Source organism: Hylemonella gracilis, from assembly GCF_004328645.1.
GTDB lineage: Bacteria > Pseudomonadota > Gammaproteobacteria > Burkholderiales > Burkholderiaceae_C > Hylemonella > Hylemonella gracilis_B.
Genome location: NZ_CP031395.1, coordinates 290055 through 310237, shown reverse-complemented (window position 1 = coordinate 310237; position 20183 = coordinate 290055). Strand labels below are relative to the sequence as shown.

Genomic DNA, 20183 nt, shown 5'->3' with positions numbered 1-20183 from the left:
GCGCAGCCCTTTTGACCCAGGGGCAAAAAGATACCTGAGCGCGGCGAGCTGATTTAGACTTGGCGCGCGCCGCCGTGCCCGGTCCGTCGCCCGGAGCGGCCACGGATTTTTCCCCGCCCTTTGCCCTCATGAGCGCCGATCCCTTCCATCCCCTCGCCTCGGGTGACACCGCCCTCTTCTACCGTGCCGCCATTGGTGTGCGGGGGCAGGGCTACCACCTGCCGCGCTTTCTGCGTTTCGACGAGACGGGGCAGGCGGGCCTGAGCTGGAATTGGGCGGCCAGCCTGTTCACCTTCAACTGGCTGGTCTACCGCAAGATGTGGGGCTGGGCGCTGGCCTACGTGGGCTCGCTGGCCACCGCGGGGCTGCTGGTGTTCGGCGTGGGCAAGCTGGTGTTCGATTATTCGAGTGCGCTGGCCTGGATGCTGGGCCTGTGGTTCGTCTCGGTGGCCTACATCGTCCCCGGTCTGTACGCCAACGTCTGGCTCTACGGCCACTACAACGACAAGATTTCCAATGTGCTGCGCAAGAGCTCCGGCGTGGTCGACACCGTCAGCCAGTTGACCGCCGTCGCGCCTGGTCCGCATCGGCTGGGGCGGCAACTGCTGGCGAATCTGCTGGTGCTGGGGGCCTTGCTGGCGCCGGTGCTGGCCATGCAAGATTGGCAGCGTCTGGGTGGCAATGCCTGGGCCAAGCTGGCTTCGGCCGTGAGCCGGGAGGCACCGCGGCAAGAAGCCGCCACGCCGCTGGCCCTCCCGCAGCCCGCGCCCACGGCGACCCAAAGCGCTTCCGGCCGGGTGGCGAGCACGGGCGCCATATCGCCCTCCAACGCCTCTGGCACCCCCGGTGCCGTGGCCGCAGGCGTGATCACGCAAGCAGCCGCGGCCACCTTGCCGAACGCCCCCACGCCAGCGGCCCATGCCAGCAAACCGGTGGACGATGCCGCCACCCGACCCGTCGTGGCCTTCGAACCGGCCTTCGACGCCACGGCCCGTTCGGGCCGGTCCGGTGCGGATCTGGTGCCCGTGACGTCCTTCGCGGCCAACCCCGTCGCCGCCGCGCCCTTGAACGCGCCCCTGCCGGCCCCCTTCTCGCCGCCGGGCGCGGCTTCCGGTTCGGCCGCGTCGCCTGCGGACCTGGTGCCCTTGCAGGCCGTGACCGTGCCGTCCTCGCGTTCTCAACCGCCGGCGGCCACGCCGACGGCGCCCCGCGCCCGGCAAGTGGCCCAGGCGGACACGTCGGGCGCGACGGCGGGCAAGCGCGCTGGCAACGTGGCGAGCGGGGTGGTCACCCAGCCTGCCGTGGCGCCCGCGCCGCCGACCGCCTCTTCCTCAGCACCCCGGCGTGTGGCGTCTGCCCCGTCGGCCCCGCTTGCCGAGGGCGACAAACCGCAGCCATCGGCGCGCCTGCGCGCGGCGTCCCAGGCGGCGCAGGCCAAGCGCGTGACCCAATCGCAGGGGGGCGTGGCGTCCGCCAGCATGGTGCCGCAAGCGGACGCCGCCTCGCCCTTGCCTGTGTCGGCGGCCTCCGCCGCATCCCCGTCGACCCGATCCGTCGGGGCGACAGCCTGGGTGGTGCAGGCCGGCGTGTTCCGGCAGGCGGACAACGCGCACCGCGTGCTGGCGCAACTGCAGGCCATGGGCCTTGAGGCCTCGCTTGAAAACTTTCCGAACAACCGGGGCGAGTCCCTGTTGCGTGTCGTGGCCGGGCCCTACACGCAGCAGGCGCAGGCCCAGCAGGCGGCTCAGCGCATCCAGGCGCGCAGCTTGCCCGCGATGGTGATGCGCGAGGCGCGCTGATCGAATCTGAAGGAAGAGGGGCTGAGATGCGTATCTGCTTGCGAATGAGGATGGGGGCACTGGTGTCGGCGCTGCTGGGGGCCATGGCCCTGGCGGGCGCGCAAACCCTGCCCGCGCGCAACGTGCTGCTGGAACTGCGCCAGATCGACGCGGCCGCCGCTGGCTACAGCGTGAGCACCCAACCCGCCGTGCCCTTGCAGCCCGCCCAGCAGGTGCAGGTGCGCAATGGGGACGTGACCCGCGTGGGACAGACCTCGGCCCAGCCGCAGACCTGGATCAAGGAAGTGCAGGCCGAGGGCCAGAACAATGGCGCCGGGGTCAAGCAGGAATTGATCTGGTTCCAGAGTGGCCAGACGCTGCAGATGCGTCCGGTCTGGACCGGCGGCCGCCAGGCCGAGGTCGAAGTGCAGTGGCTGGGTGAGAACGTGAGCCAGCAGCCCGGCAAGGAGTTGCCCGCGCAGCAAACCGGCCAATTGCGCACCACCGTGCTGGCGCCGCTGGGCCAGTGGGTGACCCTGGCCAAAAGCGGCACGGAGCCGCAGCGTGGGGTCTACCGCAGCGACGCGGCCGGCCAGGCACCCCGCCTGCTGCAACTGCGCGTGACTGTGTTGCCCTGAACCCGCGCGCGGTCCGCGCCAGGGCGCCACGCCTTGTTACGAATATGGTCGGGCCATGTTGATAGTATCGGTCTATTGGATGGATGGAATGGCTAGATCATGACCCTGACCGAACTCAAATACATCGTGGCGGTGGCCCGGGAGAAACACTTCGGTCGCGCGGCCGAGGCCTGCTTCGTGTCCCAACCTACCCTGTCGGTGGCGGTCAAGAAGATCGAGGAGGAGCTGGACGTCAAGCTTTTCGAGCGCAGCGCCAACGAAGTCACGGTCACGCCCCTGGGCGAAGACATCGTGCGCCAGGCGCAGTCTGTGCTGGAGCAGGCTGCCAACATCAAGGAGATCGCCAAGCGCGGCAAGGACCCGCTGGCCGGCCCCCTGCGCATGGGGGTGATTTACACCATCGGCCCATACCTCTTGCCCGATCTGGTGCGGCAGAACATTCGCCTCTCGCCGCAGATGCCCCTGGTGCTGCAGGAGAACTTCACCGGCAAGCTGCTGGAAATGTTGCGCACGGGCGAGATCGACTGCGCCATCCTGGCCGAGCCGTTTCCGGACACCGGCCTGGCCGTCGCGCCCTTGTACGACGAGCCTTTCTTCGCGGCCGTGCCCGTGGGCCATCCGCTGGCCCAACGCAAGCGTGTCACGACGCAGGAGCTCAAGTCCGAAACCATGCTGCTGCTGGGCACGGGGCATTGCTTCCGCGACCACGTGCTGGAGGTCTGTCCTGAGTTCGCCCGTTTCTCCAGCAACACCGAAGGCATACAGAAGAGCTTCGAAGGCTCCTCGCTGGAGACCATCAAGCACATGGTGGCCGCTGGCATGGGCGTGACTCTGGTGCCACGTCTGTCGGTGCCCGAGGGCGCGCTGGAGGACGGCCAGGCCAAGAGCCGGATCGGGGCCGACGAAAGCCTGATCCGCTACCTGCCCTTCGATGGGGATTCGCCCCTGCGCCGCGTCGTGCTGGTCTGGCGTCGCAGCTTCACGCGCTACGGCGCCATCGCCGCCTTGCGCAACGCCATTTACGCCTGCGCGCTGCCGGGCGTCATCCGCCTGTCGGATCTGCGCCAGGTCGAGGCCCAGGCGGCCTGATCCGCGGCCCCGATTCCCCGATTCATTCTTCACCGACGACAAGGAGTTCACGCATGGCCAAGACCACGGCACCCGCCATCAACATCGGCATCAGCGAACAGGACCGCGCGGCCATCGCCGAGGGCCTGTCCCGGTTGCTGGCCGATACCTACACCCTGTACCTGACCACGCACAACTTTCACTGGAACGTGACGGGGCCGATGTTCAACACCCTGCACACCATGTTCATGACGCAGTACACCGAGCTGTGGAACGCGGTGGACCCGGTGGCCGAGCGCATCCGCTCGCTGGGCCACGCGGCGCCGGGCTCCTACGCCCAGTTCGGCAAGCTGGCCTCCGTGCCCGACGTGCCGGCCACGCCACCCAAGGCGATGGAGATGGTGCGCATCCTGGTCGAAGGCCACGAAGCTGTGGCGCGCACGGCGCGTGCCATCTTCCCCCTGGCCGAGAAGGCCAACGACGAGCCCACGGCCGATCTGCTGACGCAGCGCCTGACCGTGCATGAGCAGAGCGCCTGGATGCTCCGCTCCCTCTTGGAAGACTGATAAACCTACTGCGCGATCCCATCTCGCGCCTGCGCTTCTCGCCGTACGTACAGTACGGCTGCGATGCTCGACGCAAGCTGGGACCGCTCGCTACGGTTTCTCAGCCTTCCAATTCCTGAAATGTCCTCATCCGCCACGCCACCCATCCAGCCCTCGCGCTGGACTCTTTACCTCGACCTCATCCGCTGGAATCGTCCGGCGGGTTGGCTGTTGTTGCTCTGGCCCTCGCTGTCGGCGTTGTGGGCGGCGGCGGGGGGCTGGCCGGGCTGGCATTTGCTGGCGGTGTTCGTGCTGGGCACCATCCTCATGCGCAGTGCGGGCTGTTGCGTGAACGATGTGGCCGACCGTGATTTCGACCGGCACGTCAAGCGCACTGCGCAACGCCCGGTGACCAGCGGCAAAGTGTCGGTGAAGGAAGCGCTGGCCTTGGGCGCGGTGCTGGCCCTGCTGGCCTTTGGCCTGGTGCTGACGACCAACCTGGCCACCATCGCCTGGTCTTTCGCGGCGCTGGCCGTGACCTTGATCTATCCCTACGCCAAGCGCTACGTGGCCATGCCGCAGGCCGTGCTGGGCGTGGCCTTCAGCTTCGGCATTCCCATGGCCTTTGTCGCCGTGCAAGGCGGCGATTTGCTCGGCTTCTCCGCTGTTCTGGGTGCGGTGCCGCCCTTGGCCTGGGCGCTGCTGCTCGGAAATCTGTTCTGGGTGCTGGCCTACGACACCGAATACGCCATGGTCGATCGCGATGACGACCTGAAGATCGGCATGAAGACCTCGGCCATCACGCTGGGCCGTTTCGACGTGGTGGCGATCACGGCCTTTTACCTGCTGCACCTGCTGATCTGGACCGTGCTGCTGGTCGACCGCCTCCATCCCTGGGTCTGGGGCGCGACGCTGCTGGTCGCCGCCGTGCAGGTCGGTTGGCATTACCGACTGATCCGTGAGCGCACGCGCGAAGGCTGTTTCCGGGCCTTTCGCCTGAACCACTGGCTGGGCTTCACGGTGTTCGCGGGCGTGGCCTTGGGCCTGTTTCTGCACGCCCCGGTCTGAGCACCACGTCCGGGGTCCGGCGTTCAAGGCGCGGGTCGCGCGCCTGGCCTCGGGGTCGCCTCAACCCTTACCGAATTCCTCGCCCAATTCCCGGGCCCGTCGGGCGCAGGCCTGCAGGGCTTGCGCGAACAGGGGCTTGAGGCCGCCTGCCTCCAGCGTGGTGATGGCTTCGTGCGTGGTGCCGCCTTTGGAGGTGACGCGCTGGCGCAGCAGCTCGGCGGGCTCGTCGGACCGATGGGCGAGCTCGCTCGCGCCGCGCGCGGTCTGCACGGCCAGGCGGTAGGCCTGCTCGCGGCCGAGGCCCAGCGCCACCCCGGCTTCCGTCATGGCTTCGAGCACGTAGAAGAAGTAGGCCGGGCCGGAGCCGGAGACGGCGGTCACGGCGTCCAGCAATTCCTCGCGTTCCACCCAGAGCGCCTCGCCCACCGAAGTGGCGATGCGCTCGACTTGCTGGCGTTCGGCGGCACCGACGGCGGGGCGCGCGTACAGCCCGGTCATGCCCAGACCGACCAGCGCGGGCGTGTTGGGCATGGCGCGCACGATGCGCTCGTTGCCCAGCCAGAGCGCGATGCTGTCGCTGGCGATGCCGGCGGCCACGCTCAGGTGCAGGGCCTGGCCCACCTCGGGCGCGAGCGCCAGGGCCACTTCCTTGAATATCTGCGGTTTCACGGCCCAGACCACCAGACCCGTGTCCCGCAGAAACTCACCGACCTGTTCGTGCACGCGCACCTTGTATTTGTCGACCAGGGCCTGCCGGGCGGCGGGCAGGGGTTCGACCACGTTGATGGACGTGGCCGGCGTGCCTTGCTGCAGCAGGCCGCCGATGATGGCGCTGGCCATGTTGCCGCCGCCGATGAATGCGATGGCGGTGCGGGAGTCGATCATCCGGTGCTTCCTTCTGGGCAGGGCCTGGCGCGCGCAGGCCGGTTCAAAAAGAAGGATTGTCGCCGCAGCGGCGCGGCATCAGTCCGCGGTCGCCTGGCGCACCGCGTGTTCCCACTGGTCCATGCGGGCACGGGCCTGCGCCCGCCCCAGCGTGGGCAGGAAGGTGCGCTCGGCGCGCCAGAGCTGGCTCAGTTCGTCCGTGCCGGCATACAGGCCGGTGCTCAGGCCCGCCAGGTAGGCGGCCCCCAGGGCGGTGGTCTCGATGACTTCGGGCCGCACCACCGGAATGCCCAGCAGGTCCGCCTGGATCTGCATCAGCAGGTCATTGGCGCAGGCACCGCCGTCCACGCGCAGTTCGCTGACGGCGCTGCCGCCCGCGGCCACGGCGTCCCGGCTCATGGCCTCCAGCAGCGCCGTGCTCTGGAAGGCGATGCTTTCCAGCGCGGCGCGCGCGATGTGGGCGAGTGTCGTGCCACGCGTCAGCCCGGTGATGAGGCCGCGTGCCTCGGCGTTCCAGTAGGGCGCGCCCAGGCCGGTGAAGGCGGGCACCAGGATCACGCCACCGGCGTCGGGCACGCTTTCCGCCAGGCTTTGCACTTCGCTGCTGGCCTTGATGGCGTGCAGCCCATCACGCAGCCACTGCACCACCGCGCCGCCGACGAAGACGCTGCCCTCGATGGCGTATTCGGTCTGGCGGCTGACCTGGGCCGCGCTGGTGGTCAGCAAGCCGTTGCTGGAGGCCTGGAAGGTGGTGCCGGTGTGCATCAGCATGAAGCAGCCGGTGCCATAAGTGTTCTTGGCCATGCCCGCGCGGAAACAGGCCTGGCCGAAGAGGGCGCTTTGCTGGTCACCGGCCACGCCGCCGATGCGGATCGCGTGCCCCAGCAGCTCGGCCCGGACTTGGCCGAAGTCGGCGCTGGAGGGATGGACTTCAGGCATGAGCTGCGGCGGGATGTCGAGCAGGGCCAGTAACTCCGGGTCCCAACGATTGCTGTGCACATTGAACAGCATGGTGCGCGAGGCGTTGCTCACGTCGGTCGCATGGACGGCGCCGCCCGTCAGTTGCCACATCAGCCAACTGTCCACGGTGCCGAAGGCCAGTTCACCGGCCAAGGCCTGCTGCCGCGCGCCGGGCACCTGGTCAAGGATCCACTGCAGCTTCATGCCCGAGAAATAGGCGTCGACCAGCAGCCCCGTGCGCGCGTGGATCAGCGGCGCGTGGCCCTGCTCGCGCAGCCGCGCGCAGGCCGGTTCCGCGCGGCGGTCCTGCCAGACGATGGCGTGGTGGATGGGCAGCCCGGTCTTGCGGTTCCAGACCACCGTGGTCTCGCGCTGGTTGGTGATGCCGATGGCGTGCACCGCCGAGGCGCTGATGCCCGCCTGGCGCAGCACGTCGCGCGCGGTCGCGAGCTGGGTCTGCCAGATCTGCATGGGGTCGTGCTCGACCCAGCCGGGTTGCGGATAGATCTGCGGCAGTTCCTGCTGCGCGAGCGCGACGATCTGTCCCCGTTCGTTGAAGACGATGCTGCGGGAGCTGGAAGTGCCTTGGTCGAGTGCCAACAGGTAGGTCATGGGCGGATCGCGTCTTACAGAAGAGGGTGGATCAGGTGCAGACTTCCAGGCGGATGTCCGCATCGTTCAGCAGCGAGGGAAAAGGGGCGGGGGGTTCTGCGTCGGTGAACAGCCGATCGATCTGCGACAGGGTCGCGACCTGGACCATGGCCGGGCGGTTGAACTTGCTGGTGTCGGCGGCCAGCCAGACCTCGCGCGACTGCGCGATGATGGTCTGGGCCACCTTGACTTCCCGGTAATCGTAATCGCGCAGCGAGCCATCGGCTTCGATCGCAGAAATCCCGATCAGCGCGATGTCGACCTTGAACTGGCGGATGAAGTCCACGGCCGCCTCGCCCACGATGCCGCGGTCCCGGGGGCGCACCACGCCGCCGGCCACGATGATCTCGAAGCTCGGGTTGCCACACAGGATGTGGGCCACGTTGAGGTTGTTGGTGATCACGCGCAAGCCCGTGTGCTGCAACAGGGCCTGGGCAATGGCCTCGGTGGTGGTACCGATGTTCAGGATGAGCGAGCAGCCATTGGGCACCTGCCGCGCGACGGCACGCGCGATGCGCGCCTTGCCCTGCGCATGCAACTGCTGGCGCTGCTGATGGGCGATGTTCTCGGTGGTCGAACTGGGGACCCGGGCGCCACCGTGAAAGCGCGTGAGCGCGCCCGTCTCGGCCAGCCGCTGGATGTCGCGCCGCACGGTCTGCAAGGTCACGCCCAATTCCTCGGCCAGTTGTTCCACCGTGGCCGAGCCGCGCGTGCGCACGAACTCGATCAGTCGCAGCTGACGGGGATTGTGGTTCTCCATGCGGGTCGCTCAATGTCGAGCGGGCCACTATAAACGAGCGAAAAGGAATGGCTCCAGGGAAAACCTGTACGGAAAACGAAAACAAAAGAATAACAATCGAAAAATTGCGAACAGTTGCCGGCAGCCTTGCTCAGCGTCGGGTGCCGGGACGGACCTCCTTCATTTCATGAAAGGGTGCGGGATGCGGCTGGTACTGGATGGCATCGGCAAGAACGTGGGCGCCGAGACCTGGCTCAGACCCATGAGCCTGGCCTTGCGCAGCGGCGCGGTGACGGTGTTGCTGGGCGCGACGCAGGCGGGCAAGACCAGCCTGATGCGGCTGATGGCCGGCCTGGACGCACCGACTGCCGGACGGGTGCTGGTGGACGAGCGGGACGTGACCGGTGTGCCGGTGCGCAAGCGGGACGTGTCCATGGTGTACCAGCAGTTCATCAACTACCCGTCCATGACCGTGGCGCGCAACATTGCCTCGCCCCTGCGCTTGCGCAAGCAGACGGGCGTGGACGCGCGGGTGCGCGAACTGGCGGCCAAGCTGCACATCGAACCTTTTCTGGACCGCCTGCCCGCCGAGCTGTCGGGGGGCCAGCAACAGCGCGTGGCCCTGGCCCGCGCCCTGGCCAAGCAGGCGCCCTTGATGCTGCTGGACGAGCCCCTGGTCAACCTGGACTACAAGCTGCGCGAGGAGTTGCGGGAGGAGCTGAGCCAACTCTTCGCCTCGGAGGGCTCGACCGTGGTGTACGCCACGACCGAACCCGCGGAAGCCTTGCTGCTGGGCGGCCACACGGCGGTGCTCGACCAGGGCGAACTGCTGCAATACGGGCCCACGGTCGAGGTCTTTCACCGCCCGTGCTCCCTGCGGGTGGCCCGTGCCTTCAGTGATCCGCCCATGAATCTGCTCATGGCGGATGTCACGGCCGAAGGCCTGCGCCTGCGAGGCGGCCCGGGCTTTGCGTTCGCCTTGCCCGCTGAACGGCCGGCGGGAGCCGTCACCATGGGGTTGCGCGCCAGCGCCTTGCGGGTGGTGCCGCGCGAGGGCGACGTCGCCTTGCCGGGGCGATTGGAACTGGCGGAGATCTCAGGCTCCGACACCTATGTGCATGTGGCGACCCAGGTCGGTGAGCTGGTGATGCAGCTCACCGGCGTGCATTACTTCGAGTTGGGTGCCGCGCTGACCGTGTACTTCAGCGCAGCGCAGGCCTATCTCTTCGATGCGGCGGGTGATCTGTGCATCGCGCCGCAACGAGCCCAGGGCCACTGAGATGGCACGCATCGAATTGGATTTGGCGCATGCCTATCGGCCGGACCCCCGGCAAGACAGTGACTACGCCTTGCTGCCGCTGCACATGGTGTTCCAGGATGGTGGTGCCTACGCCTTGCTGGGTCCCTCCGGCTGTGGCAAAACCACCATGCTCAACATCATGTCCGGGCTGCTGGTGCCGTCGCAGGGCAAGGTGCTCTTCGACGGTCGGGAGGTGACCCGTGCCAGCCCGCAAGAGCGCAACATCGCGCAGGTCTTCCAGTTCCCGGTGATCTACGACACGATGACCGTGGCCGAGAACCTGGCCTTCCCGCTGCGCAACCGCGGGGTGCCGCGCGAGCAGATCCGCCAGCGGGTTGGCGAGATCGCCGAGATGCTGGACCTGAGCGGCCAGCTCAACCGCCGCGCGGCCGGCCTGTCCGCGGACGCCAAGCAGAAAATCTCACTCGGTCGGGGGCTGGTCCGCCCCGACGTGTCGGCCGTCCTGTTCGACGAGCCGCTGACGGTGATCGACCCCCATCTCAAATGGCAGTTGCGCCGCAAGCTCAAGCAGATTCACCACGAACTCAAGCTGACGCTGATCTACGTGACGCATGACCAGGTGGAGGCCTTGACCTTCGCCGACCAGGTGGTGGTGATGACCCGCGGCAAGGCGGTGCAGGTAGGACCGGCCGACGCCCTGTTCGAGCGACCCCAACACACTTTTGTCGGCCATTTCATCGGCTCGCCGGGCATGAACTTCGTCGCCGCCGAGGTGCGAGGCACGGAGTTGTTGCTCGCCGGCCAGACCCTGTCGTTGCCGTCTGCGCGGGGGCTGCCGCAGGGGCCGGTGAAGGTGGGCATCCGGCCGGAGTACCTGACCGTGGCCGCAGCCGGTGCCGTGGGAGCCGTGCCTGCCCGGGTACGCCAGGTGCAGGACGTGGGCACGCACCTGATGCTGACGGTTGAATTGACCGGGGGGCAGCTGCTCAAGGTGCGGCTCGCCATCGAGTCGCCGCCCCCACCGCCGCCGGGCGGCACGCTCTGGCTGCAGTTGCTGGGCGAGCACACCTGTTTTTACGTTCAGGAGGAACTGGTGCCATGAGTGTTGTGACCAAACCTGTGAACCAGCGGGCCTGGTTCCTGATCTTGCCGGTGATCCTCTGCGTCGCGTTCTCGGCCATCCTGCCGCTGATGACAGTGGTGAACTACTCGGTGCAGGACATCATCTCGCCCGAGCGTCGGGTCTTCGTGGGCACCGAATGGTTCGCCGCCGTGATGCGGGACCCGGAGTTGCACGAAGCACTGCTGCGGCAGCTGGGGTTTTCGCTGGCGGTGCTGGCGGTCGAACTGCCACTGGGCATCGCGCTCGCGCTGGCCATGCCGGCCCAGGGCTGGAAATCCTCGGCCGTGCTGGTGGTGATGGCGCTGTCGCTGCTGATCCCCTGGAACGTCGTGGGCACCATCTGGCAGATCTACGCGCGCGCGGACATCGGGCTGCTGGGCGCCGCGCTGGATCGCCTGGGGCTGGACTACAGCTACACCGGCAACTCCACCCATGCCTGGCTCACGGTACTGGTCATGGACGTCTGGCACTGGACCCCGCTGGTGGCGCTGTTGTGCTTCGCTGGCCTGCGTTCCATACCCGACGCCTACTACCAGGCCGCCCGCATCGACGGCGCCAGCAAGTTCGCCGTGTTCCGCTACATCCAGCTGCCCAAGATGCGCGGCGTTCTCATGATCGCGGTGCTGCTGCGCTTCATGGACAGCTTCATGATCTACACCGAGCCATTTGTGCTCACCGGTGGCGGGCCTGGCAACGCGACCACTTTTCTCTCGCAGTACCTGACGCAGAAGGCCGTGGGTCAGTTCGACCTGGGGCCGGCGGCGGCTTTTTCCCTGATCTATTTCCTGATCATCCTGTTGCTGTGCTTCATCCTTTACAACTGGATGCAGGGCGTGGGAACCTCGGACAAGCAGGAGGCTGGCCATGCATGAGCCTCGACTGCGCAAGCGCACGATCTTTCTGATCGTTTATCTGGTGTTCGCGGTCTTGCCCATCTACTGGATGGTCAACATGAGCTTCAAGACCAACCAGGAAATTCTGTCGAGCTTCTCCTTCTTCCCGCGCGACTTCACCTTCGCGAACTACGCAACGATCTTCACCGATCCGTCCTGGTATTCGGGCTACATCAATAGCCTGATCTACGTCTTCATCAACACGGTGATTTCCGTCACCGTGGCCCTGCCCGCGGCCTATGCCTTCTCGCGCTACCAGTTCCTGGGCGACCGGCATGTGTTCTTCTGGCTGCTCACCAACCGCATGACCCCGCCGGCGGTGTTTCTGCTGCCTTTCTTTCAGCTCTACACCACGGTGGGACTGATGGACACGCACATCGCGGTGGCACTGGCGCACCTGCTGTTCAACGTGCCCCTGGCGGTCTGGATCCTGGAAGGCTTCATGAGCGGTATCCCGCGCGAGATCGACGAGACGGCTTACATCGATGGCTACAGCTTTCCGCGCTTCTTTTTGACCATTTTTCTGCCGCTGATCAAGGCCGGTGTCGGCGTGGCGGCCTTTTTCTGCTTCATGTTCAGCTGGGTGGAGTTGTTGCTGGCGCGCACGCTGACCAGCGTCAATGCCAAGCCCATCGTGGCCACGATGACGCGCACGGTGTCCGCGTCGGGCATGGACTGGGCCACGCTGGCGGCCGCCGGCGTGCTGACCATCGTGCCGGGCGCCATCGTGATCTGGTTTGTTCGGCATTACATCGCGAAGGGTTTCGCGATGGGACGGGTGTGAGCCCGGAGGAACGACCATGACGCTCAATCCGATCGCCTCGACCTGCGTTCAACAGCCTGCGATCGCGTGCCGCAGAAAAAGCCAGCGATCGCCGTGGAACTGGCTTTGCCAGGCCACTGGCGATGTCCCCCCGGGGGGAAGCGCCGCAGGCGCACAGGGGGGTGCGTATGTTTGACTGGATGGCCTGGACCCTGCCCGTGGCGGTTTTTTTCATCGCCATCGTCCTGCTGTTGCTGGGCATGACGGTGTGGGAAATCCGCTCGCCGACGACACGGCGCCGGGGCTTTCTTCCGCTGGAGACCACGCGCGGCGACCGCCTCTTCATCGGGCTGTTGCTGGCGGCCTACGTGAACCTGGCCTTCGTGGGCATCAGCGGCAAGCTGGCGGAGTGGCTGGATCTGCCGTCCGAGCCGTCCGTCTGGTTCAGCTTCGTGCTGTCGATGTTGCTGTTGCTGCTGGTCATGCGCAAAGGCTGATCGCTGTTTTCGTCCGACGCCAAGCTTCCCCTGCGTCGGACGTGATCGTGAACCTCCAGGGGAAGTGATAACGAGGAGACAGACATGATGAAGACGGGATACACCGCGGTGGCGCTGGCCATCGCCCTCCTGGCCGGATCGGCCGTGGCGGGCGAGGCGGAAGCCAGGAAATGGGTGGACACGGAATTCCAGCCCTCGACGCTCAGCAAGGAGCGACAGGTCGCCGAAATGAAATGGTTCATTGACGCGGCCAAGAAACTGCAGGCCAAAGGCGTCAAGGAAATCTCCGTGGTGTCGGAAACCATCACCACCCACGAGTACGAATCGAAGACGCTGGCCAAGGCCTTCGAGGAAATCACCGGCATCAAGGTCAAGCATGACCTGATTCAGGAAGGTGATGTGGTCGAGAAGTTGCAGACCTCGATGCAGTCCGGCAAGTCGATCTATGACGGCTGGATCAGCGACTCGGACCTGATCGGCACGCACTACCGCTATGGCAAGGTGATGAACCTCACCGATTACATGGCGGGCGCGGGCAAGGAATACACCAACCCGGGCTTGGACCTCAAGGACTTCATCGGCACCCGGTTCACGACGGCGCCAGATGGCAAGCTGTACCAATTGCCTGACCAGCAGTTCGCCAATCTGTACTGGTTCCGCGCCGATCTGTTCGCGCGCAAGGACTTGCAGGACAAGTTCAAGGCGAAGTACGGCTACGACCTGGGCGTGCCGCTGAACTGGAGCGCCTACGAGGATATCGCCGAGTTCTTCACCAATGACGTGAAGACCATCGACGGCAAGCCGATCTACGGGCACATGGATTACGGCAAGAAGGACCCCAGCCTGGGCTGGCGTTTCACCGACGCCTGGCTCTCCATGGCGGGCACCGCGGACATCGGCGCACCCAACGGGCTGCCGATCGATGAGTGGGGTATCCGTGTCGCGGCGGACAAGTGCACGCCGGTGGGCGCCTCCGTGGCGCGCGGTGGTGCCACCAACTCGCCCGCCGCCGTCTACGCGCTGACCAAGTATGTGGACTGGATGAAGAAGTACGCGCCCAAGGAAGCCACCGGCATGACCTTCGGCGAGGCCGGGCCGGTGCCGGCGCAAGGCCAGATCGCGCAACAGATCTTCTGGTACACCGCCTTCACGGCCGACATGACCAAGCCCGGCTTGCCCGTGGTGAATGCCGACGGCACGCCCAAGTGGCGCATGGCGCCCGGCCCCAACGGCCCGTACTGGAAGGATGGCATGCAGAACGGCTACCAGGACGTGGGCTCGTGGACCTTCTTCTCGGGGCACGACGCCAATCGCACTGCCGCCGCCTGGCTCTACGCCCAGTTCGTGACGGCCAAGACCGTGTCGCTCAAGAAGACCATGGTGGGGCTGACGCCGATCCGTGAGAGCGACATCCAGTCCGCAGCCATGACGCAGATGGCGCCCAAGCTCGGGGGGCTGGTCGAGTTCTACCGCAGTCCCGCGCGCGTGGCCTGGTCGCCGACTGGCACCAATGTGCCCGACTATCCGAAGCTGGCCCAGCTCTGGTGGAAGAACGTGGCGCAGGCGGTGACCGGTGAGAAGACGCCGCAGGCCGCCATGGACACCCTGGCCGACGAAATGGATCAAGTGATGGCCCGCCTGGAACGCGCCGGCATGGCCCGTTGTGCGCCCAAGCTCAACCCGAAAAGCGATCCTGCCAAGTGGCTGAGCACCAAGGCCGCGCCGTGGGCCAAGTTGGCCAATGAAAAGCCGACCGGACGGACCATCAACTACGACAAGCTGCTCCAGGCCTGGAAGGACGGCAAGGTGCGCTGATGCATGGGGGTTGGCGCGCGAATGACCGGACGCCAGCCCTGTGCTACCTGGCAGTGGGGTCCAGGAGGTCGGGATTGAGGGATGATCCGGGGCCTTGGATCCCTGCAATGTTTTAAAGATATGAGTGAGTCTGTACTTCCGAATGCCAGTTCGCGCCCCCAACTGCTAGGACGCTTGGCCGAGCCCACCACCTGGGACCTGGCCGTGGTCGGTGGCGGTGCCACCGGCCTGGGGGTGGCGCTCGACGCCGCCGCGCGCGGTTATTCGGTCGTGCTGCTGGAGTCGCACGACTTCGCCGGCGGCACGTCGTCGCGCTCCACCAAGCTGCTCCATGGTGGCGTGCGCTACTTGGCCCAGGGCAATGTCGCCCTGGTGCGCGAGGCCTTGCATGAACGCAGCACGGTGCTGGCCAATGCGCCGCACCTGGCGTCCCGTTTGTCGTTCATCATGCCGTCCTACGCTTGGTGGCAGACGCCGTTTTATGGCATCGGCCTCAAGCTCTATGACCTGCTGGCCGGTCAGGCGGGCCTGGGCCCGACGCGTTTCCTGGGCCGGCGAGACACCTTGGCCGCCTTGCCCCGCCTGCAACCGACCGGTCTGAGCGGCGGTGTGCAGTACTGGGATGGTCAGTTTGACGACGCGCGTCTGGCGCTGGCGCTGGCGCGCACGGCGGCGCGCGAAGGTGCCTTGCTGCTGAACTACTGCCCGGTCACCGAGTTGCGGCATGACAGCGGGCGTGTGACGGGTCTGCGTTGTCGTGATGCCATCGGGGGCTGTCGTACGAGGTGCGGGCGCGTTGCGTGGTCAACGCCACGGGCGTCTGGGTGGACGACCTGCGCCAGATGGACGGCAGTGCGCAAGGCAAGACGGTGACGCCGATGGTGGCGCCGAGCCAGGGGGTGCATGTGGTGGTGGACCGCTCTTTCCTGCCGGGTGAGCACGCACTGCTGGTGCCCAAGACGGCGGATGGGCGAGTCCTGTTTGCCGTGCCCTGGCTGGGCAAGCTGGTGCTCGGAACCACCGACACGCCTCGACGAGACCTGCCGCGTGAGCCCCGACCCTTGCGCTCCGAACTTGACTTCATCCTCGGCGAGGCGGCGCGCTACCTCGTGCGTCCGCCCACGCGCGCCGATGTGCTGAGCATCTGGGTGGGCTTGCGGCCCCTGGTGCGGCCCGTCGGGGATGACTCCGACACCGGCAGCCTGAGTCGTGAGCACACGGTGCTGCAGGCAGCCAGCGGGCTGGTGACGGTAACAGGTGGCAAGTGGACGACGTACCGGGCGATGGCCGAGGACGTGCTCGCGCGTTGCGTCGCGTCGGGATTGCTCCCGCAGCGCCGCTCCGCGGGGGTCAGCGCTTCCTTGCGCCTGGTTGGCGCACCGCCGCCGCAATCCGCCCACGGACCGGGTGTGGCCGCCGCACCCGGCCCGCATCTGTATGGTTTGGAGGCTGCCACACTGGCCGACCTGCCGGGCGCGGACGAGGCTCTGGCGCCTGGTTTGACCGAGGCCATGGTCCGTTTTGCGGCAAGAAATGAGTATGCGCTGACTGTCGAAGATGTCCTTGCCAGGCGCTCCCGCTTGCTATTCCTGGACGCAGAGTTGGCGGCTTGTGTGGCACCTCGTGTGGCGCGCATCCTGGCGCAAGAGACGGGGGGCGATCCCCAGCTGGCGGCGTTCGAGGCTTTGGCCCAGAGCTATCGCGATTGGCCTGTCTGAGCGCCAGGGACGGGGCGAGCGGACGGGTCCCGGCGCGCTTCCGGGGTGCTGGGCCGGTTGGGGGTTTGACGCAGCTTTAAATCTCGTGCATAATCGCCGGCTCTGCCTGATTCATCAGGTGGATTTCCCGCCAGATCCCGCAGAGGTCCCGGATGCATTCCGGGGTGTCGAAGGAGTCTGGCATCTGCCCAAACAGAGGCGTTGCGCGTGGTGTGCGGCGTTGACGACGGGCCCAAGACTGTCCGGCACGGGATGGCGCATGTCGCGTCACCCGGTGTTGGTGCAAGTTGGGAATATTGAAATGATCCAGACAGAATCTCGGTTGGAAGTTGCCGACAATACCGGCGCGAAGTCCGTTTTGTGCATCAAGGTGCTCGGCGGTTCCAAGCGTCGCTACGCCAGCGTCGGCGACATCATCAAAGTGAGCATCAAAGAAGCTGCTCCGCGCGGCCGCGTCAAGAAGGGCGAGGTCTACAGCGCGGTTGTGGTTCGCACCGCCAAGGGCATTCGCCGTGGCGATGGCTCGCTCGTGAAGTTCGACGGCAATGCCGCCGTGCTGCTCAACAATAAGCTGGAGCCCATTGGCACCCGCATCTTCGGCCCGGTGACGCGCGAGCTGCGCAACGAGCGCTTCATGAAGATCGTGTCCCTGGCGCCCGAAGTTCTCTGAAGGACTCGTCTCATGAACAAGATTCGCAAAGGCGACGAAGTCATCGTCCTGGCCGGGCGTGACAAGGGTAAGCGCGGCAAGGTCGCGCTGCGCAAGGACGACGAACGTGTCGTGGTCGAGGGTGTGAACCTGGTGAAGAAGCACACCAAGCCCAACCCCGTGAAGGGGACGACCGGCGGCATCGTGGAGAAGTCCATGCCGATCCATCAATCCAACGTGGCGATCTACAACGCCGCGACGGGCAAGGCTGACCGCGTGGGCGTCAAGCTGCTGGCCGATGGCAAGCGCGTGCGCGTCTACAAGTCCAGCGGCGAAGAAATCAAGGTCGCCTAAAGGTACTCATCATGGCTCGTTTCCAAGAAATCTACCGCGAGAAGGTTGTTCCCGAACTGACCAAGAAGTTCGGCTACAAGTCGCCCATGCAGGTGCCGCGCCTGACCAAGATCACCTTGAACATGGGTGTCTCCGAAGCTGTCGCCGACAAGAAGGTCATGGACAACGCCGTCGGTGATCTGACCAAGATCGCCGGTCAGAAGCCCGTCGTGACCAAGGCCAAGAAGGCCATCGCCGGCTTCAAGATCCGCGAAGGCCAGGCCATCGGCTGCATGGTCACCTTGCGCGGTGTTCAGATGTACGAATTCCTGGACCGTTTCGTCACCGTGGCCCTGCCGCGCGTGCGCGACTTCCGTGGTATCTCTGGCCGCGCCTTCGATGGCCGCGGCAACTACAACATCGGCGTCAAAGAGCAGATCATCTTCCCTGAGATCGAGTACGACAAGGTGGATGCATTGCGTGGCCTGAACATCAGCATCACGACGACGGCCAAGACCGACGAAGAGTGCAAGGCACTGCTCGCTGGCTTCAAATTCCCCTTCAAGAACTGAGGTGACCCGTGGCTAAAACAGCTTTGATCGAGCGCGAAAACAAGCGCGAAAAACTGGTCGCCAAGTACGCCAAGAAGTACGCGGAACTCAAGGCCATCATTGGCGATGCCAAGAAGAGCGATGACGAGCGCGCCGCCGCGCGTCTGGATCTGCAGAAGCTGCCGCGCAACGCCAATCCGACGCGTCAGCGCAACCGCTGCGAGATCACGGGCCGTCCGCGTGGCACGTTCCGCCAGTTTGGCCTGGCCCGCGCCAAGATCCGTGAAATGGCCTTCGCCGGTGAAATCCCTGGCGTGACCAAGGCGAGCTGGTAAGCAGGAGTATTCAAGATGAGCATGAGTGATCCCATCGCCGACCTGCTGACGCGCATTCGCAATGCGCAGATGGTCGCCAAGACCACCGTGTCGGTGCCCTCTTCCAAGGTGAAGGTGGCCATCGCCCAGGTGTTGAAGGAAGAGGGTTACATCGACGGCTTCCAAGTGAAGGCCGTGGATGGCAAGTCCGAACTGGAAATCGCGCTGAAGTATTACGCCGGTCGTCCGGTGATTGAGCGCATCGAGCGCGTGAGCCGTCCTGGCCTGCGTGTTTACAAGGGCCGTGATGCCATTCCCCAAGTCCAGAATGGTCTGGGCGTGGCCATCGTGACGACCCCCAAGGGCGTCATGACGGATCGCAAGGCGCGCGCCTCCGGTGTCGGTGGCGAAGTCCTGTGCTACGTGGCCTGATGTCGAGGAGTCACTGAAATGTCGCGTATCGGAAAAATGCCCATCGCCGTCCCGAACGGCGTGGAAGTCTCCATCAAGGCAGGCCAGATCAGCGTTAAGGGTTCCGGCGGCACGTTGTCGCTGGTGCCGTCCGCGCTGGTGAAGGTGAGCAACGAAGGCGGGAAGCTGAGCTTCACGCCCGTCGATGAGAGCCGTGAAGCCAATGCCATGAGCGGCACCCTGCGTCAGCTGGTGAACAACATGGTGCTTGGTGTGAGCAAGGGCTTCGAGAGGAAGCTGACTCTGATTGGCGTGGGCTACAAGGCTCAAGCCCAGGGCGCCAAGCTCAATCTGTCGGTGGGTTACTCCCATCCCGTGGACGTGCAGATGCCGCAAGGCATCACGGTGGCCACGCCCGCCCCGACCGAGATCGTCATCAAGGGTGCCGATCGTCAGCGCGTGGGCCAGATCGCCGCCGAAATCCGCGCGATCCGTCCTCCCGAGCCCTACAAGGGCAAGGGCATCCGTTATTCGGATGAGAAGGTCGTGATCAAGGAAACCAAGAAGAAGTAAGGCTCAAAAGGATACTCATCATGATGACCAAAAAAGAGCAGCGTCTTCGTCGGGCGCGTCAGACCCGCATCCGCATCGCCCAACAAGGCGTGGCGCGTCTGACCGTGAACCGTACCAACTTGCACATCTACGCCAGCGTGGTGTCGGAAGACGGCGCCAAGGTGCTTGCCTCCGCTTCCACGGCCGAGGCAGAGGTGCGCAAGTCCCTGGGTGGCGCGGGCAAGGGTGGCAATGCCGCCGCCGCGCAACTGATCGGCAAGCGCATCGCCGAGAAAGCCAAGAAGGCGGGCGTCGAGAAAGTCGCCTTTGACCGTTCGGGCTTCGCGTACCACGGTCGCGTCAAGGCGCTGGCGGATGCCGCGCGTGAAGCGGGCTTGCAGTTCTAAGCAGATCGGAAGCAAACATGGCTAAGGTTCAAGCAAAAATGCAGGGCAAAGGGGCCGAAGGTCCCGAGGACGGTCTGCGCGAGAAGATGATTGCGGTCAACCGCGTGACCAAGGTGGTCAAGGGTGGCCGTATCCTGGGCTTCGCCGCGCTGACCGTGGTGGGCGATGGCGATGGCCGCGTCGGCATGGGCAAGGGCAAATCCAAGGAAGTGCCCGCGGCCGTGCAGAAGGCCATGGAAGAGGCCCGTCGCAACATGCTCAAGGTGTCCCTCAAGAATGGCACGCTGCATCACAAGGTGATGGGCCAACACGGTGCCGCCAGCGTCATGATGCTTCCGGCCCCCAAGGGCACGGGCATCATCGCAGGTGGTCCGATGCGCGCCATCTTCGAGGTGATGGGCATCACCGACATCGTGGCCAAGAGCCATGGTTCGACCAATCCGTACAACATGGTGCGTGCCACGCTGGATGCGCTGAACAACAGCAGCACGCCCGCCGAGGTGGCCGCCAAGCGCGGCAAGACGGTTGAAGAACTCTTCACCGCCTGAGCGCACTAGGAGTCTG

General features: G+C 65.7%; 22 protein-coding genes and 1 pseudogene. 20 read left to right on the top strand and 3 right to left on the bottom strand.

Annotated features, from left to right (window positions below; genetic code table 11):
• Positions 1 to 128 precede the first annotated feature (128 nt).
• The 5 genes from DW355_RS01530 (at position 129) to ubiA (ending at position 5097) form a co-directional block, all read left to right on the top strand.
• The gene (locus tag DW355_RS01530; RefSeq protein ID WP_131277435.1) at positions 129 to 1799 is read left to right on the top strand and encodes an SPOR domain-containing protein; all 1671 of its coding nucleotides are present in this window, start codon (positions 129 to 131) and stop codon (positions 1797 to 1799) included.
• 44 nt (positions 1800 to 1843) lie between these two features.
• The gene (locus tag DW355_RS01525; protein ID WP_131277432.1) at positions 1844 to 2416 is read left to right on the top strand and encodes a hypothetical protein; all 573 of its coding nucleotides are present in this window, start codon (positions 1844 to 1846) and stop codon (positions 2414 to 2416) included.
• 99 nt (positions 2417 to 2515) lie between these two features.
• The gene (locus DW355_RS01520) at positions 2516 to 3505 is read left to right on the top strand and encodes a LysR substrate-binding domain-containing protein (protein WP_131277429.1); all 990 of its coding nucleotides are present in this window, start codon (positions 2516 to 2518) and stop codon (positions 3503 to 3505) included.
• 53 nt (positions 3506 to 3558) lie between these two features.
• Entirely contained in the window at positions 3559 to 4050 is a 492-nt protein-coding gene (locus tag DW355_RS01515) for a Dps family protein (protein WP_131277426.1), read from the top strand.
• 120 nt (positions 4051 to 4170) lie between these two features.
• Positions 4171 to 5097 (top strand): 4-hydroxybenzoate octaprenyltransferase, encoded by a 927-nt coding sequence (gene ubiA / locus DW355_RS01510; RefSeq protein WP_131277423.1) that lies wholly within the window; start codon positions 4171 to 4173, stop codon positions 5095 to 5097.
• 60 nt (positions 5098 to 5157) lie between these two features.
• Here ubiA and proC read toward each other — a convergent pair whose 3' ends face one another.
• The 3 genes from proC to DW355_RS01495 form a co-directional block, all read right to left on the bottom strand.
• Entirely contained in the window at positions 5158 to 5982 is an 825-nt protein-coding gene (gene proC / locus DW355_RS01505; RefSeq protein ID WP_131277420.1) for a pyrroline-5-carboxylate reductase, read from the bottom strand.
• A gap of 78 nt (positions 5983 to 6060) precedes the next feature.
• Positions 6061 to 7554 (bottom strand): glycerol kinase GlpK, encoded by a 1494-nt coding sequence (gene glpK / locus DW355_RS01500; protein ID WP_131277417.1) that lies wholly within the window; start codon positions 7552 to 7554, stop codon positions 6061 to 6063.
• A gap of 31 nt (positions 7555 to 7585) precedes the next feature.
• Complete coding sequence (locus tag DW355_RS01495; protein WP_131277414.1) at positions 7586 to 8353, bottom strand: DeoR/GlpR family DNA-binding transcription regulator; 768 nt, start codon at positions 8351 to 8353, stop codon at positions 7586 to 7588.
• Between the two features lie 181 nt (positions 8354 to 8534).
• Between DW355_RS01495 and DW355_RS01490 the strand changes: the two genes are divergently transcribed.
• The 15 genes and pseudogenes from DW355_RS01490 (at position 8535) to rpsE (ending at position 20167) form a co-directional block, all read left to right on the top strand.
• Complete coding sequence (locus DW355_RS01490) at positions 8535 to 9611, top strand: ABC transporter ATP-binding protein (RefSeq protein WP_131277411.1); 1077 nt, start codon at positions 8535 to 8537, stop codon at positions 9609 to 9611.
• 1 nt (position 9612) lies between these two features.
• Positions 9613 to 10695, top strand: coding sequence for an ABC transporter ATP-binding protein (locus DW355_RS01485; protein WP_131277408.1), 1083 nt, complete (start codon positions 9613 to 9615; stop codon positions 10693 to 10695).
• Positions 10692 to 11588 carry a carbohydrate ABC transporter permease gene (locus DW355_RS01480; protein ID WP_131277405.1) on the top strand — a complete coding sequence of 299 codons (897 nt, stop codon included), beginning with the start codon at positions 10692 to 10694 and terminating at the stop codon, positions 11586 to 11588. Before DW355_RS01485 ends, DW355_RS01480 begins: the two co-directional genes overlap by 4 nt.
• Complete coding sequence (locus tag DW355_RS01475) at positions 11581 to 12393, top strand: carbohydrate ABC transporter permease (RefSeq protein WP_131277402.1); 813 nt, start codon at positions 11581 to 11583, stop codon at positions 12391 to 12393. Before DW355_RS01480 ends, DW355_RS01475 begins: the two co-directional genes overlap by 8 nt.
• Positions 12394 to 12560: 167 nt before the next feature.
• A complete protein-coding gene (locus DW355_RS01470) occupies positions 12561 to 12869 on the top strand; it encodes a DUF2160 domain-containing protein (RefSeq protein WP_131277399.1) in 309 nt (102 codons plus the stop codon).
• Between the two features lie 87 nt (positions 12870 to 12956).
• Positions 12957 to 14684: an ABC transporter substrate-binding protein gene (locus tag DW355_RS01465; protein ID WP_131282141.1), complete on the top strand. Its 1728-nt coding sequence runs from the start codon at positions 12957 to 12959 to the stop codon at positions 14682 to 14684.
• 120 nt (positions 14685 to 14804) lie between these two features.
• Positions 14805 to 16402: pseudogene (locus tag DW355_RS01460) on the top strand (FAD-dependent oxidoreductase).
• Positions 16403 to 16703: 301 nt separating this feature from the next.
• Entirely contained in the window at positions 16704 to 17072 is a 369-nt protein-coding gene (rplN, locus tag DW355_RS01455; protein ID WP_131277397.1) for a 50S ribosomal protein L14, read from the top strand.
• 12 nt (positions 17073 to 17084) lie between these two features.
• Positions 17085 to 17405 carry a 50S ribosomal protein L24 gene (gene rplX / locus DW355_RS01450; RefSeq protein ID WP_131277393.1) on the top strand — a complete coding sequence of 107 codons (321 nt, stop codon included), beginning with the start codon at positions 17085 to 17087 and terminating at the stop codon, positions 17403 to 17405.
• 11 nt (positions 17406 to 17416) lie between these two features.
• Positions 17417 to 17956 (top strand): 50S ribosomal protein L5, encoded by a 540-nt coding sequence (rplE, locus tag DW355_RS01445; RefSeq protein ID WP_131277391.1) that lies wholly within the window; start codon positions 17417 to 17419, stop codon positions 17954 to 17956.
• 8 nt (positions 17957 to 17964) lie between these two features.
• Complete coding sequence (rpsN, locus tag DW355_RS01440; protein ID WP_131277388.1) at positions 17965 to 18270, top strand: 30S ribosomal protein S14; 306 nt, start codon at positions 17965 to 17967, stop codon at positions 18268 to 18270.
• A gap of 15 nt (positions 18271 to 18285) precedes the next feature.
• Positions 18286 to 18681: a 30S ribosomal protein S8 gene (gene rpsH, locus DW355_RS01435; RefSeq protein WP_131277385.1), complete on the top strand. Its 396-nt coding sequence runs from the start codon at positions 18286 to 18288 to the stop codon at positions 18679 to 18681.
• Between the two features lie 18 nt (positions 18682 to 18699).
• A complete protein-coding gene (rplF, locus tag DW355_RS01430; RefSeq protein ID WP_131277382.1) occupies positions 18700 to 19233 on the top strand; it encodes a 50S ribosomal protein L6 in 534 nt (177 codons plus the stop codon).
• A gap of 20 nt (positions 19234 to 19253) precedes the next feature.
• Entirely contained in the window at positions 19254 to 19619 is a 366-nt protein-coding gene (gene rplR, locus DW355_RS01425; protein WP_035610279.1) for a 50S ribosomal protein L18, read from the top strand.
• A gap of 17 nt (positions 19620 to 19636) precedes the next feature.
• Positions 19637 to 20167: a 30S ribosomal protein S5 gene (gene rpsE, locus DW355_RS01420; protein ID WP_035610276.1), complete on the top strand. Its 531-nt coding sequence runs from the start codon at positions 19637 to 19639 to the stop codon at positions 20165 to 20167.
• Positions 20168 to 20183: the final 16 nt, after the last annotated feature.